The sequence below is a fragment of the Neorhizobium populisoli genome (assembly GCF_019430945.1).
In the GTDB taxonomy this organism is placed as follows: Bacteria; Pseudomonadota; Alphaproteobacteria; order Rhizobiales; family Rhizobiaceae; genus Neorhizobium; species Neorhizobium populisoli.
Genome location: NZ_JAHYCB010000005.1, coordinates 629,568 through 643,675, shown reverse-complemented (window position 1 = coordinate 643,675; position 14,108 = coordinate 629,568). Strand labels below are relative to the sequence as shown.

Here is a 14,108-nt window from a genome sequence, read left to right as displayed (position 1 = left end):
GAAAACATCACCATCCTGCCACTGCCGCCCAAATCGCCCGAGTTGAACCCTGTCGAAAATATCTGGCAGTTCATGCGGGATAACTGGCTTTCAAACCGTGTCTTCAAGTCATACGAGGATATCGTCGATCATTGCTGCTACGCTTGGCGAACACTGCAGGACCGACCGTGGAAGATAATGTCGATCGGAAGGCGCAACTGGGCACAAGGGTTCTGATCAATGACGGTTGGTATTAGTTCAATTGACCGTCGCCTAAACGAAAAACGCCGGCCTCGTGGCCGGCGTTTTTCTATCCTTGGGAGGACTTCAGTTCGATCAGGCGGCAGCCGAAGCAAAACCTTCGGTCGGGACTTCCGAGATCGTCTTCAGAACCTGGGAAGCGATCTGGTAGGGGTCGCCCTGGGAGTTCGGGCGGCGGTCTTCGAGGTAGCCCTTGTAGTCGTTCTTGACGAACGAGTGCGGGACGCGGATCGAAGCACCGCGGTCGGCAACGCCGTAGGAGAACTTGTTCCACGGAGCCGTTTCGTGCTTGCCGGTCAGGCGCTTGTCGTTGTCCGGGCCATAGACGTTGATGTGGTCCATCAGGTTCTTTTCGAACTGCGCCATCAGGGCTTCGAAATAGGCCTTGCCGCCGACGGTGCGCATATATTCGGTCGAGAAGTTGCAATGCATGCCCGAGCCGTTCCAGTCGGTGTCGCCGAGCGGCTTGCAGTGGTATTCGATATCGATGCCGTATTTTTCAGTCAGGCGCTGCAAGAGGTAGCGTGCCATCCAGATCTGGTCGGCGGCCTTCTTGGAGCCCTTGCCGAAAATCTGGAATTCCCACTGACCCTTGGCCACTTCGGCGTTGATGCCTTCGTGGTTGATGCCGGCAGCGAGGCAGAGGTCGAGATGCTCTTCGACGATTTCGCGGGCAACCGGGCCGACATTGGAGGAGCCGACGCCGCAGTAATACGGACCCTGCGGAGCGGGATAGCCCTGTTCCGGGAAGCCGAGCGGGCGGCCGTTTTCGTAGAAGAAATATTCCTGCTCGAAGCCGAACCAGGCGCCTTCGTCGTCGAGGATGGTCGCACGGGCGTTCGACGGATGCGGGGTGACGGCATCCGGCATCATGACTTCGCACATGACGAGCACGCCGTTGGTGCGGGCCGGGTCCGGATAGATGGCGACGGGCTTCAGAACGCAATCCGACGAGCGGCCTTCGGCCTGCATTGTGGAGGAGCCGTCAAAGCCCCAGAGCGGAAGCTGCTCGAGCGTCGGGAATGCATCGAATTCCTTGATCTGCGTCTTGCCACGCAGGTTCGGGACGGGGGTGTAACCGTCGAGCCAGATGTACTCGAGCTTATACTTGGTCATAATCTTCTATCTCTCAGGCCGTGTTGCATGGTTGAGCCATCCTGAGGCGAGCGACGCTTTAGGCGCCACCCCTCGGGGATGAAAAAGAGAATGCATGTGCCGTGCCAGTTTTAAGCTGGACGGTCTTTTTTCCTTAAAAAAGCGTAAAGGCTCCGGTTTTCCAGCGGTTCAGCCTGTATCGACTTCCAACGTCAATAAGCAGGGCCTCATGGAAAGCGCTGGTTTTGAAGGTTTCGTGACGGTGTGACGGAACTTCGTGGGCTTAGCACACGTTTTTTGCAAATGCGGTCCAGGGGAGCAAATCGATCTCCGGATATCTGCAGCCGGCTAAATTAGCGCCTAGCGTTTACGGCCGAATTGATATAAAATAATGCAATAAGCACAAAAAATGTGCAGATTTGTGCCCGGCATGCGTTTGAATGCACTCTTGAGGTTTAGGAGACGATAGGATGGCCACTGTTAACATCCATCGTGAGACAGCGCAGATACTGGCTTTCCCGGCTCGCCCGCGCCGCAAGCTCGATAACGGCCTGACGGCACCTGCCGGCATCTATGAGATGTCGCCCGACGTTGTGGATGTGAGCTGCTGGTACCATGACGAAGCGGTGCAAGACGGTTCTAAGACCGATCGCCCTAAGCCTTGCTAATCTGCGGCAACAAAAAAGCCGCGCCATTTCTGACGCGGCCTCGTTGTGTATTGCCGTTCTTCTCAGAAACCGAAGAGTTTCAGCATCGCAAAGCCGAATACCGCGATGAAGACCCAGCCAAAGGCGCCCAGCGCCAGCGGCCGCCAGCCTTCGGCCTTCAGCTTGCCGATATTGGCCTGCAGGCCCATGGCTGCGAGCGCCATCGACAGCAGGAAATTGGTGAGCATTACGAGATTCTGGCTGACATTCGCCGGAATGGTGATCACGCTGTTGACCAGCATCATCGCGATAAAGCCGAACACGAACCAAGGCATCGGCGCGGAAGCCTTCGCGCCGCCCTCAGTGTTCGAGCGGAGGCTGAGCGCCAGCGTCATGATCAGAGGCGCCAGCATCACGACGCGGGCGAGCTTGGAAATCGTTCCGAACTGACCGGAGACTTCGCCGCCCTGGAAGGAGGCTGCGACGACCTGCGCCACTTCATGAATGGTCGAGCCGGACCAGAGGCCGTAACCGCGCGCATCGAGACCCAGCGGATTGGCGAGTAGCGGATAGGCGATCATTGCCAGCGAGCCGAATAATGTGACGCAGGCAACTGCATAGGCGACATGCTCTTCGCGGCCGCGGACCACCGTATTGGTCGCGATGATGGCGGATGCGCCGCAGACGGAGGTGCCGGCGGCGATCAGGTCGGTGAGCGCGTGGTCGACGCCCATCACACGGCCCATGACGCGGATCGCTATAAAGGTCGAAACGAGCGTCAGCACTACCATGGCAAGGCCGGCGCCACCGAGCGAAAGGATTTGCATCGCGGTGACCTGCAGGCCGAGCAGTACGATGCCGGTGCGGAGGATTTTCTTCAGCGAAAAGCCGATACCGGGCTCGACAATGGCCGGAACAGGCAGCGCGTTGCGGATGATCATGCCGATGATGATCGAGATGATCAGCGGGCTGAGCGCGGTGATTCCGGAAAGATTGCGGATGGTGAGGGCAACCGCGGCGATCGCGGCAGTCAACAGAAGGCCCGGGATGAAGCGGCCGATGGCGGAAGGGCTGAATGAAGAGGAGAGAGGGCGTTGTTCCGCAGTCGAGGTAACGGGCTTCATGATTTTTCCGGATGTTATCGCTTTTATCGAAAATCATTCTCCATCTTTGGGAAAGACAAATCCAATTGATAAGTTTTGTGATATCGTTCGATTAAATCGAATGGTTTGATATCCATGACGCTTGAACAGCTGCGAATTTTCCTTGAGGTCGCCGGGCGCGAGCACGTCACCCGCGCGGCTGAAGCGCTCAATCTCACGCAATCGGCGGTAAGTGCAGCGATCTCGGCGCTGGAAGCGCGCCATGCGGTGATCCTGTTTAATCGGGTTGGCCGGCGGATCGAGCTGACGGAAGCCGGGCGGTTGTTCGTGCCGGAGGCCAAAGCGGTGCTGGAGCGGGCGCATTCGGCCGAACATATGCTGGCCGATCTGGGTGGTTCAGCATCCGGCATCCTGCGTGTCCATGCCAGCCAGACGGTGGCGAGCTATTGGCTGCCATCGCGGCTGGTGAGTTATCACGAGCGGTATCCGCGCGTGGATGTGCGGCTGACGGTCGGCAATACCCAAAGTGCGGCGGAAGCGGTGCTCGAAGGCGCGGCCGAGATGGCGGTGGTGGAAGGCGAGGTGTTCTTTCTCGGCCTGAAGCGCCGCAAGGTGGCGGAGGACCGGCTGGTGCTCGTCGTCGGCAGCCGTCATCCCTGGGCGGATGGGCGAAAGATCCGGTCGAGCGATCTTCTGGAAACCAGCTGGATCATGCGCGAGCAGGGGTCCGGCACGCGGTCGGCCTTCGAAGCGCAGCTCGTCAATCTCGGCATCGAGCCGCAATCGCTCTCCGTCGTGCTGGAACTGCCGTCCAACGAGGCGGCGATGGCGGCGGTGGAGGCGGGACTTTCTGCCACCGTGCTTTCCAGCCGTGCAGCTTCGTCGCATTCGTTTTCCGGACGGCTGCATGTAGCGGATTTCGGCATGCCGCTTCGGCAGTTCTCGGCGCTTTATCATGCGGAAAGGCATGTGACCCGCGCGCTTCGGGCGATGCTCGACCTGTTGAACGAGCCGTCCGGAGAGGATTGAGCACTATTCCGTAAAGCGCGGAATTTCGCGCGCGAGCGTGTCGATGGCCAAGCGCACCTTGGGCAGCATGACCGGCGAGCGCGGCCAGACGGCGTGGGTTTCGAAAGAGATGGACGGCACCGATTTGAGCACCTGTTTGAGCCGGCCGCTGGCGATATGGTCGCGCACCATCCAGCAGGGCAGGCGGACCAGACCCTGGCCCTCCAGGCCTGCATTGAGGATCGCTTCGAGATCATCGAGCCGCAGACGCGAGCGCGGCAGGACCATCCGCCAGGGATCGTCGGGCGCTGGAAATATCCAGGCTTCCTGGCCAGCCTGCTTGCCGTAGACGATGCCTTCGAATTTCGGCAGCTCTTCTAAGTTCTGTGGCTCTCCGTATCTTTCGAGATGGGCCGGCGAGGCGCAGACCATCAGGTGCTGAAAGGCGATCCGGCGAGCCATGGTCTCGGCATCGTCCTTCAGCCGCCCGTTGCGGACGGCAAGGTCAAAGCCATTGGCACGGAGATCGACGACCCGATCGCTGAAGGAGAGATCGAGCTCCAGGCCAGGATGATCTTCCAGAAGCCTGATCAGCACCGGCGCGACGCATTGGCGGCCGAAGATGACCGGCATGCTGACCTTGAGCTTGCCGCGCACTTCGCGACGGCCGGATTCCAGTTCGGCCTCGCCAAGGCGGATTTCCTCAACCGCCCGCTGGCATCGTTCATAGAAGAAGCGGCCTTCTTCCGTCAGGTTCTGGCTGCGTGTGGTGCGATGGAAAAGCCGGACGCCGAGCCTTTCCTCCATCCGCCCGATGGTCTTGGCGACGGCCGAGCGGGTGAGATTCAACCTCTTCGAGGCGGCCGAAAAACCGCCGGCATCGACGGCCTCCACGAAGACCGAGACGTCTTTAAGCTGCTCCATATTGTTTCCCTCAAGGAACCATTATGGAGAATTTATACCGCAAATGCGGACTAAAATTCAACGGTATGCTTTTCCATCGCAATCTTGAAAGGACGATGTGATGAGAATGGCAAGGCAATGGAGCATGATGGGGTTGGGGCCTAAGGATTTCCGTATTCGCGAAACGGAAGTGGTGGTGCCGGATTTTGGCGAAGTGCTGGTCCGCACCGAGGCGGTATCCCTGAATTTCCGCGATAAGCTGGTGATGGAAAACGGCATGGGTCTGCCTTTGAGTTTTCCTTTCGTGCCGGTGTCCGACATGGCGGGCATGGTAGAGGCGATCGGCCCCGGCGTCACCCGCTTCGCGCTTGGCGACAAGGTGATCTCCACCTTTATGCCCGGCCGCCTGGACGGCAAGGGACTCGGCAATGCACGCAACCCGCCCTATCGGACGTTGGGAGGCGCCCATCCCGGCGTGCTTTCCGAATATGTCACCTTTCCGGCCGACTGGTTCGTTGCAGCTCCAAAGACGCTTGATGCCGGCGAGGCGAGCACGCTGCCGATCGCAGGTCTGACAGCATGGACCGCGCTGATCGAGAGCGGCCATCTCAAGGCGGGCGACAAGGTTCTGGTTCAGGGCACCGGTGGCGTCGCGCTGTTTGCGGTGCAGATCGCCCGGGCGCATGGCGCGGAGATTTTCGTGACGTCGTCAAGTGCCGATAAGCTGGAGCGGGTGCGCGGCCTCGGCGCCAACCATATGCTGCCCCGAGATGGCTGGGTGGATCGGCTGCTCGACTTGACGGAAGGTTACGGTGCCGATCACGTGCTCGACATTGCCGGTGGGACGGGATTTGCGCAGGCGCTGAAGGCCGTGGCGGTCGGCGGAAGGGTGTCGTTGATCGGCGTGTTCGAGGGACTGGAAATTTCGGCTCATGCGCCGGACCTGCTTTTGAAGGCGCCGATCGTGCAGGGGATTTCCGTCGGCCACCGCCGGGCGCTGGAAGACTTCGTTCGTGCCGTCGATGCGATCGGCCTGAAGCCGGTGATCGACAGGCGTTATCGTTTCGAAGAGGCGGAGGAGGCTTTCGCCCATCTCGATCGCGGCCCGTTTGGCAAGATCGTTATCGACGTCTGAAGAGGCGAAAAACAAAAGGCCCGGAACGGAGGTTCCGGGCCTTTTTTCGTCAGTATCGAAGTTATTATCAGGCTGCGAAGCGGGTGCGGCTTGCGGCGCGATATTCCTCTTCCAGCTTGAAGCTGCTGAGGATGTTCTGCAGCTGGCGGCTTTCGCCGGCAAGCGTTTCGCTGGCTGCGGTGGTTTCTTCCACCATCGCAGCGTTCTTCTGAGTCATCTGGTCCATGTGGTTGACCGAGGAGTTGATCTCAGCCAGCGCGGTCGCCTGCTCGCGGGCGGCGGTGGCGATCGATTCCACATGGCCGTTGACGCGATTGACGAGGTTCTCGATTTCCAGAAGCGCGTCGCCGGTCGAGCGGACGAGCGAGACGCCGCCTTCGACTTCGGCAGCCGAGGCGCTGATCAGCGTCTTGATTTCCTTGGCGGCGTTTGCGGAACGCTGGGCCAGTTCGCGGACTTCCTGGGCGACAACGGCAAAACCGCGACCAGCTTCGCCTGCACGGGCGGCTTCGACACCGGCGTTCAGAGCAAGCAGGTTGGTCTGGAAAGCGATTTCGTCGATGACGCCGATGATCTGGTTGATCTTGGCAGACGAGCCTTCGATACGGCCCATGGCGGTGACGGCGCTGCGGACGATCTCGCCGGACTTGGCCGCGCTCTGCTTGGTCTCGTGAACCATATCGCGGGCTTCCGTGGCGCGGGCCGAGGCGGCCCGGACGGTTGCGGTGATCTCGTCGAGGGCCGCTGCCGTTTCTTCAAGGGCGGCTGCCTGCTGCTCGGTGCGCTTGGAGAGGTCGTTGGCAGCCGAGCTCAGTTCAGCCGAGTTGTCGTTGATCGTGCCGGCGGCGGCGCGAACATTGCCCATCGTGTCGCGCAGGCGAACCATGGTGGCGTTGACGTTCGACTGCAGTTCGGCAAACGCACCCTGGAAGCGGCCTTCCATGGTCTGGGTCAGGTCGGCATCGGCGAGCGCTGCGATGACGCGGCGGACTTCGGCGACGGCCTTGTCGACGCTCGAAACGAGTTCGTTGACGCCCTTGGCGAAGCGGTTCAGGTCTTCGTTCTGGTAGTCCTTGTTGATCCGGCCGGAGAAATCGCCGGCGACAGCGGAGGCGACCACATGCGAGATGCTGTTCTGCAGGTCGCTGCTGCGCTGATGCAGCACGGCTTCCTGTGCCTTCAGGTCGTTCATGGCGAGCGCGTTGTTGCGGAAGACTTCGACCGCGCGGGCCATTTCGCCGATTTCGTCACCGCGGGCAGCATCAACGCGGGCGCCGTCGAGATTGCCGTTGGCAAGCTCTGCCATGGCGCCGGTCAGGTCGCGGATCGGCCGGGCGATGCCGCGGCGGGCAACCAGCGTGCTGATGCCGGCGCCGAGAATGATGAAGCCGATCGCCGAGAGGGCCGAGATCAGAAGAGCGGTAGACGAGGAGCCGACGGCGGCAGCGCGCTCGGAAGCGAGCAGGTTGCCGGAATAGGTGCTGTAGACCTTGACCGTGTCGGTAACCACCTTCTGGCCGTCGAGAGCGACCTTCAGGGCGCCGCTGATGGCAGCCGCATCGGCCGGGTTCTTTTCAGCGATATCGACCATGGCGCGGATGTTGCCAAAGTAGCTGTCCAATGCGCCGCGGATCGCCTTCAGCTGCTGCATTTCGGGCTCGTCGGCGGTGGACTGGATCTTCGGCAGGCGTGCGAGCATTTCCCCCGAGCGCTTTTCCGTTTCGGCACGGAAATCCTTTGCCTTCGCCGGTTCGGCAGCCAGCTGATAGGTCATACGGCTGATGGCGATGATATCGACGCGCAGGTCCATCGCCTCGCGGGCAACTTCTTCGCTGGCGCCCACCGACATCATTGCCTTCTGCAGGCTGTAGAGGCCAGTGCCGGACACGCCGGCAATGATCAGGGAAGAAAGGCCCATCACCACGGTGACGATGCCAAGCTTCTTCGAAATCGACATATCTTTGAAAGCCATAGCTCTTTACCGGTCCAATCGGTTGAATTTTGAAATCTCAGAAAGTGCTGTTGGGAGCGGCACCTTTAAGAATCCCTGGCAACTTCTTGGCATAGCTGAGCTAATGTCGAGTTAATAATGCGGTGCAGCAAATTGCTGTCCCCGCTACAGGCCTATTAGGTCTGCAGCGGGGCAAGGCATTACTCGCGGTCCCTAAAAGTAGTGATCGCGGTGGATGCCATCATATTGGCCGGTCTTCAGGCAGCAGTTCTTGAAACCGCCTCCGCGAGTTGCAGGGGCAGGGATCGTTGCGGCCGAGCTTTTCGATCAGCTCGACACCGCCGTGCACGAACTGCCGGCCGGTTTTGACCCGGGTTTCGGACGGGTAGGATTTACGCCGCTTGGACGTGACCTCAAAAGCTGAAGTCGGTGAGGTGTTTGCGAGCCATGGCTGCCTCCTCTTGGAGTTTGGACTTAAAACATGTCGCCGGGGCGACAGAGGCTTTCTAGCCACACCTCTCTGCCGTGTCGAGTATGAATTCGCGCAACGCTTGCGCTTGTTTTCCCTTTCGCTTATCAGGCGGCATCGTTTTTCTGGATGAAGGGAGCGCAACGATGACGAACATCTCAGCACGCCCCAATGGGGTTTCGGCTTAAACATCGGTGATTTCGCCGATGGATGCCGGTTGACCTGTCGCGCCTGCGGCAGATGATACCTCCTACCCAGAGTTATTCACATGGGCACTTCCAACGGGAGCGGAAGCTCCTTTTCACCGTCGATGCGTCCGGCGGTCATTACCCGCGTGTTTTCCGACAAGGCCTGGATCGAAGGCGCCGCCCTTCATCAGCTTGACGAGATGGCGCGGCTGCCTGGTGTTTCAGAGATCGTGGCTTTCCCCGATCTGCATCCCGGCAAATACGGCGCGACCGGTGTTGCGCTATTATCCGAACGCCTGCACCCGCTGCTGATCGGCAACGATATCGGCTGTGGCATGTCGCTCTTCGTTCTCGATTTGCCGCTGCGCAAGCTGAAGATCGACAAGGCCGTCGCACGCCTGCGCGATTTCGAAGCGCAGGAAATCGGTGACCCTGCCGCGCATCTGGAACAGGCAGGTCTGCCAGCCGATCTCTTCGCGGAGGCTCTCGGCACGATCGGTGGCTGCAATCACTTCTGCGAGCTGCAGGCTGTCGAGAGCCTGTCGGGTGCGGAAGGTACGCTCGACAGCCAGCTGCTCTACCTGCTCGTTCATTCCGGTTCACGTGGGCTCGGCGCTGCTGTGTTCGGTGAGACGATTTCTGCGCATGCCGGGTTGATGGAGGGGATCGATCCCGCTTCTGAGGCGGGGCAGAACTGGCTTTCGGCGCATGACAGCGCCGTTGCCTGGGCTTCGCTCAATCGACGGCGGATCGCCGAGCGGGCGGCGCTGGCGCTTCGAGCCGATGTCGAACTCGTGGCCGATATTCCACACAATCTCGTGCGGGCGTCGGATCGCGGTTTCGTGCATCACAAGGGGGCAGCGGCAGTAAAGCCCGGCGAACTTGCACCGGTCGCCGGATCGCGAGCGAGCCTCAGCCACGTGGTGCGGGCAGGCGAGGGCGTCATCGCTGCTCTCGGCGGCATTTCGCATGGAGCAGGTCGGAAATATGACCGCGCCACCATGCACGGTCGCGTCGGCAAGACGCGGTCGGATCGCGAACAGCTGCTGCGCAATTCCTGGGGCGGCGTGGCAATCTGTGATGACCGCGACCTAGTCATCGAGGAAGCGGCTTCCGCCTACAAGGATGCCGGGCAGGTGGTTGCCGATCTTGTCTCGGCCGGGCTCATCGAGCCGGTTGCGACGATGCGGCCGCTCGTTACCTACAAGAAGGCGGTGGACGAAGGCGAGGCCGAGAGGCGCGACCGAAAGCCGGATTACCGGCAGGAGAGGAGGCGTCGCCATGATGAGCGCTGATCTTCTCGTCACATCCGGCAACGGTCCGGCCGAGTGCCGTATCGCGGTTTCGAAGCTGATCGACATCCTGACGGCCGAGGCGAAAAGGCTCGGTTGCAGCATCGAGGTGAGTTCTGGTCCAATGCCGGATCGGCACGGACCGAAATCGGCGATCGTCAGCCTGCATGGCGAGGCCGCCGCCTCGCTTGCGGCGGATTATTCCGGCACGATCAAGTTCCTGTTCAAGAGCCCGGTCCGACCGGGTCACAAGCGGCAGAACTGGTTCGTGTCGGTGCAGCCAATCGATCTCGTCTCGGAAAATACCGGCATCGTTCTCGATCCGGCAGATCTGCGGTTCGAAACGCTGAGGGCCGGCGGGCCGGGCGGGCAGCACCAGAACACGACGGATAGTGCCGTCCGTGCGGTGCATATCCCGACCGGGCTGACGGCCATGGCGCGCGACGAGCGCTCCCAGCATCGCAACCGGGCGCTGGCGATCCGGCGGCTCACCGGCATGCTGGAAATGCTGGAGCACCGCAAGGCCGATGCCGCCCGCCAGGAACGCTTTCTCGCCAACCGCAATCTCGAGCGGGGCAATGAGGTGAAGACGTTTCGGCTTTGAAACCTACTTGCCCTTGAAAACATGGGAGCCTCCGAAACGAGGCTCCCGTCAATTCCATCGCGGAGTTCTCAATGATGTGCTAAAGTAAGCATGTGAAGAAGTCTTGGGAGGCAAAAGCCATGGAAAGACTGCTTTTTAGAAACATGCGGCCGTTCTACGGCTGGTTGTTGATCTTCGCCTGGTTTGCCGTTCTCGCATTTTCGACCTTGATCTCGATCCGGGAAGGTCTCGCTGTGCATCCTTTCCGCGCCTTGATCATCCTGTTTTTCTGGGGGCTTGGCGGTTGGCTTGCGATCCACGCCTTCAATCGGCCGATCGTTTCGGTCTGGCAGAGGGATCCGCATGACTGGCTCGTCAAGCGCCGCTGGCTCTGGACGTATGACGAACAGCATGTCGATCCGGACCGGTTGGCGGCGCCGATCATCGAAGAGGGAGATGATGGCGAGGGAGGCAGGCAATATCGTTGCCTGCTCAGCATGCCGGGCGGTGCGGTGTCGTTCAGCGAACATGTGAAGCAGGAGAAGGCGGCGCTTTCGCGTGATCGCATGGCCTTCCTGATCAGGAGGGCGAGAACCGAGGCACCCCGGTCAACCATCCGTCCGGCGGGTTGACCGAAGTCCTGGGTCAGGCAGCTGCGGCGGTGCTTTCGAAGGAAAAACCTTCATCGGCCCAGCCCGTCATGCCGCCGATCATCAGCTTGACCGAAAGCCCGAGCCGGGCAAGGCGAAGTGCGGCCTTGTCGGCGCCGTTGCAATGCGGGCCCGCACAATAAACGACGAAGAGCGTGTCGGTCGGCCATTCGGACATACGGTGGGCGGTTATCTTGCCATGCGGCAGGTTAAGCGCGCCGGGCACGTGGGCCTCGGCAAAGAGCGTCGGCGAACGCACGTCGAGCAGGACAAAATCCACCTTTCCGGAAGCAAATGATGCGTGGACATCCCAGCAATCAGCCTCGAAGGCGAGTTTGCGGGCAAAGTGTTCGGCAGCATTTTCTGGGGCTGCGGTGGGGAATTCAGAAACGGGGCTTGGCATGGAGCAGTCCTTCTCTCGTGAGGTTGCAGCCGATCATCGTCGATGTTAGGGATGGACGAAATTGGCCATCATGACTGACTGCGTAAAGATCATGCCAAAATTGTCTCTTTACAAAACCCGCGGTCCGCATGTGGTGGCGCTTGCCTATGACGGGCTTTGCACGTTCGAGTTCGGCATCGCCTATGAGGTCTTCGGCCTGCCGCGTCCGGAAATGGGCGAGGATTGGTACCGGTTTTCTGTGGCGGGTATCGAGCCGGGGCCGCTAAGGGCTGCCGGAGGTTTGACCGTTTCCGTCGATAGTGGACTGGAATTGCTGGAAGAGGCCGATCTCATCATCGCGCCCGGCTGGCGGGCCATCGATGCGCCGGTGCCGGAGCCGTTGGTCACGGCGCTGCGGGGCGCACATGAGCGGGGCGCGCGAGTGATGTCACTTTGCTCCGGTGCAGCCGTCCTGGCCGCCGCGGGCCTGCTTTCCGGTCGGCGGGCGACGACCCATTGGCGTTATGTGGACGCCATTGCCGACCGATATCCGGACACGCAATTTGATGCGGGCGTTCTCTACATGGACGAAGGCGACACCCTGACGGCTGCCGGTAGCGCTGCCGGCATCGATCTCTGCCTGCATGTGGTGCGCGGCGATTTCGGCACTGACGCCGCCAATAGCGTCGCGCGCCGCCTCGTCGTGCCGCCGCATCGCGAAGGCGGGCAGGCGCAGTTCATTGCAGCACCCGTGCCGGAAGAGCGAGAGGGGTTGCGGCTTGGACCGTTGATCGAATGGATGCGCGAGCGGCTCGCCGAAGAGCAGCCGATCCGACTGTTGGCCGAACGAGCGGGTATGAGCATGCGCACTTTCCAGCGCCGTTTCGAAGCCGCGACCGGCGACAGCGTCGGCGAATGGCTCTTGAAGGAGCGGCTGCGCCACGCCCGCGATCTTCTCGAAAAGCAGTTGTCCGTTTCACTGGATGACATCGCGGTTGCCTGCGGTTTCGGCACGCTGGCAACGATGCGGCACCACTTCCGCAAGCGGCTTGGAACGAGCCCGAGCGCGTATCGAAAATCGTTCGGCGCATAAAGAAACGGCCGCCCAACGGACGGCCGCTTTAGTCTGCTGGAGGAGCTTTTACTCCGCGGCCTGCCGGGCCATCGGATTGTTCGGGTGGGTTGTCCAGTTGGCGTAATTCGGATCGACGATCTTGCCGGTGCGCTTGTCCAGGGCGCCGGCGGGGATCTGGTCCATGGTGATGCAGTTCTCGACGGGACAGACGTTGACGCAGAGATTGCAGCCGACGCATTCCTCTTCCATGACCTCGAAATGACGGACGCCGTTGACCATCGAGGTGATCGCCTGATGCGAGGTGTCCTCACAGGCGATGTGACAGCGGCCGCATTTGATGCAAGCGTCCTGGTCGATATGCGCCTTGGCGATGTAGTTGAGGTTGAGATATTGCCAGTCGGTGACGTTGTTCACGGCACGGCCGGTGATGTCGTCGAGGTTGCGATGACCCTTGGCGTCCATCCAGTCGGAAAGACCAGTGATCATTTCCTGGACGATCTTGAAGCCGTAGGTCATGGCCGCGGTGCAGACTTGCACATTGCCGGCGCCAAGCGTCAGGAATTCGGCCGCGTCACGCCAGGTGGTGATGCCGCCGATGCCGGAGATCGGCAGACCATAAGTTTCCGGATCGCGGGCGATCTCGGCCACCATGTTCAGCGCGATCGGCTTCACCGCCGGGCCGCAATAGCCGCCATGCGAGCCCTTGCCGCCGACCGTCGGGTTCGGGGCAAAGTTATCGAGATCGACCGACACGATCGAGTTAATCGTGTTGATCAGCGACACGGCATCCGTGCCGCCCTGTTTTGCAGCACGCGCCGGACGGCGGATATCGGTAATGTTGGGCGTCAGCTTGGTGATGACCGGCATGCGGCTATATTGCTTGCACCAGCGCACGACCATTTCGATATATTCCGGCACCTGGCCGACCGCGGCACCCATGCCGCGTTCGGACATGCCGTGCGGACAGCCGAAGTTCAGTTCGATGCCGTCGCATTCGGTTTCCTCGACCAACGGCAGGATGGCTTTCCAGGCCTGCTCTTCGCACGGGACCATGATCGAGGCGATGATTGCCCGGTCCGGCCAGTTCCGCTTCACTTCCTTCATCTCACGAAGGTTGGTGTAGAGGTCGCGGTCGGTGATCAGCTCGATATTGTTGAGACCGAGCAGGCGGCGGTCGGCACCCCAGATCGCGCCGTAACGCGGGCCATTGACGTTGACGACCGGCGGGCCTTCTTCCCCGAGCGTCTTCCAGACCACGCCGCCCCAGCCCGCCTTGAAGGCGCGCTCGACATTATAGGCCTTGTCGGTCGGCGGCGCAGACGCGAGCCAGAACGGGTTCGGGGATTTGATGCCGACGAAATTGTTGCGGATATCAGCCATTGTCTAA

At 60.9% G+C, this 14,108-nt stretch carries 15 protein-coding genes; 9 read left to right on the top strand and 6 right to left on the bottom strand.

Annotated elements, in window-relative coordinates; translation table 11 throughout:
* The coding region (locus KX729_RS17340) for a transposase (protein ID WP_219743707.1) at positions 1–216 on the top strand (216 nt) is incomplete at its 5' end.
* A gap of 99 nt (positions 217–315) precedes the next feature.
* On the opposite strand, the gene KX729_RS17335 is transcribed toward KX729_RS17340, so the two are convergent.
* Positions 316–1,356, bottom strand: a complete 1,041-nt coding sequence (locus tag KX729_RS17335) for a glutamine synthetase beta-grasp domain-containing protein (protein WP_219743706.1) — start codon at positions 1,354–1,356, stop codon at positions 316–318.
* A 94-nt stretch (positions 1,357–1,450) separates the two neighbouring features.
* Between KX729_RS17335 and KX729_RS17330 the strand changes: the two genes are divergently transcribed.
* Together KX729_RS17330 and KX729_RS17325 are read left to right on the top strand one after the other, a co-directional pair.
* Positions 1,451–1,603 carry a hypothetical protein gene (locus tag KX729_RS17330; protein ID WP_219743705.1) on the top strand — a complete coding sequence of 51 codons (153 nt, stop codon included), beginning with the start codon at positions 1,451–1,453 and terminating at the stop codon, positions 1,601–1,603.
* 202 nt (positions 1,604–1,805) lie between these two features.
* Entirely contained in the window at positions 1,806–2,003 is a 198-nt protein-coding gene (locus KX729_RS17325; RefSeq protein WP_219743704.1) for a DUF2735 domain-containing protein, read from the top strand.
* Positions 2,004–2,065: 62 nt separating this feature from the next.
* On the opposite strand, the gene KX729_RS17320 is transcribed toward KX729_RS17325, so the two are convergent.
* Positions 2,066–3,106, bottom strand: coding sequence for a YeiH family protein (locus KX729_RS17320; protein ID WP_219743703.1), 1,041 nt, complete (start codon positions 3,104–3,106; stop codon positions 2,066–2,068).
* A gap of 114 nt (positions 3,107–3,220) precedes the next feature.
* Here KX729_RS17320 and KX729_RS17315 point away from each other — a divergent pair, with 114 nt between their 5' ends.
* Complete coding sequence (locus KX729_RS17315; RefSeq protein WP_219743702.1) at positions 3,221–4,114, top strand: LysR substrate-binding domain-containing protein; 894 nt, start codon at positions 3,221–3,223, stop codon at positions 4,112–4,114.
* A 3-nt stretch (positions 4,115–4,117) separates the two neighbouring features.
* Here the strand turns inward: KX729_RS17315 and KX729_RS17310 are convergent, their stop codons facing one another.
* Positions 4,118–5,017: a LysR family transcriptional regulator gene (locus KX729_RS17310; protein WP_219743701.1), complete on the bottom strand. Its 900-nt coding sequence runs from the start codon at positions 5,015–5,017 to the stop codon at positions 4,118–4,120.
* A 100-nt stretch (positions 5,018–5,117) separates the two neighbouring features.
* Here KX729_RS17310 and KX729_RS17305 point away from each other — a divergent pair, with 100 nt between their 5' ends.
* Positions 5,118–6,131 (top strand): zinc-dependent alcohol dehydrogenase family protein, encoded by a 1,014-nt coding sequence (locus KX729_RS17305; protein ID WP_219743700.1) that lies wholly within the window; start codon positions 5,118–5,120, stop codon positions 6,129–6,131.
* Positions 6,132–6,198: 67 nt separating this feature from the next.
* Here the strand turns inward: KX729_RS17305 and KX729_RS17300 are convergent, their stop codons facing one another.
* Complete coding sequence (locus KX729_RS17300) at positions 6,199–8,103, bottom strand: methyl-accepting chemotaxis protein (RefSeq protein ID WP_219743699.1); 1,905 nt, start codon at positions 8,101–8,103, stop codon at positions 6,199–6,201.
* Between the two features lie 716 nt (positions 8,104–8,819).
* Between KX729_RS17300 and KX729_RS17295 the strand changes: the two genes are divergently transcribed.
* The 3 genes from KX729_RS17295 (at position 8,820) to KX729_RS17285 (ending at position 11,246) form a co-directional block, all read left to right on the top strand.
* The gene (locus tag KX729_RS17295; protein WP_219743698.1) at positions 8,820–10,034 is read left to right on the top strand and encodes an RNA ligase RtcB family protein; all 1,215 of its coding nucleotides are present in this window, start codon (positions 8,820–8,822) and stop codon (positions 10,032–10,034) included.
* Positions 10,024–10,635 (top strand): peptide chain release factor H, encoded by a 612-nt coding sequence (gene prfH / locus KX729_RS17290; RefSeq protein ID WP_376775983.1) that lies wholly within the window; start codon positions 10,024–10,026, stop codon positions 10,633–10,635. The genes KX729_RS17295 and prfH overlap by 11 nt, the downstream gene beginning before the upstream one ends.
* Before the next feature lie 119 nt (positions 10,636–10,754).
* The gene (locus tag KX729_RS17285; RefSeq protein ID WP_219743696.1) at positions 10,755–11,246 is read left to right on the top strand and encodes a hypothetical protein; all 492 of its coding nucleotides are present in this window, start codon (positions 10,755–10,757) and stop codon (positions 11,244–11,246) included.
* 13 nt (positions 11,247–11,259) lie between these two features.
* Here KX729_RS17285 and KX729_RS17280 read toward each other — a convergent pair whose 3' ends face one another.
* Complete coding sequence (locus KX729_RS17280; RefSeq protein ID WP_219743695.1) at positions 11,260–11,667, bottom strand: rhodanese-like domain-containing protein; 408 nt, start codon at positions 11,665–11,667, stop codon at positions 11,260–11,262.
* Between the two features lie 70 nt (positions 11,668–11,737).
* On the opposite strand from KX729_RS17280, the gene ftrA reads away from it, so the two are divergent.
* Positions 11,738–12,739: a transcriptional regulator FtrA gene (gene ftrA / locus KX729_RS17275; RefSeq protein WP_219743694.1), complete on the top strand. Its 1,002-nt coding sequence runs from the start codon at positions 11,738–11,740 to the stop codon at positions 12,737–12,739.
* A gap of 48 nt (positions 12,740–12,787) precedes the next feature.
* Here ftrA and preA read toward each other — a convergent pair whose 3' ends face one another.
* Positions 12,788–14,101, bottom strand: a complete 1,314-nt coding sequence (gene preA, locus KX729_RS17270) for an NAD-dependent dihydropyrimidine dehydrogenase subunit PreA (RefSeq protein ID WP_219743693.1) — start codon at positions 14,099–14,101, stop codon at positions 12,788–12,790.
* Positions 14,102–14,108: the final 7 nt, after the last annotated feature.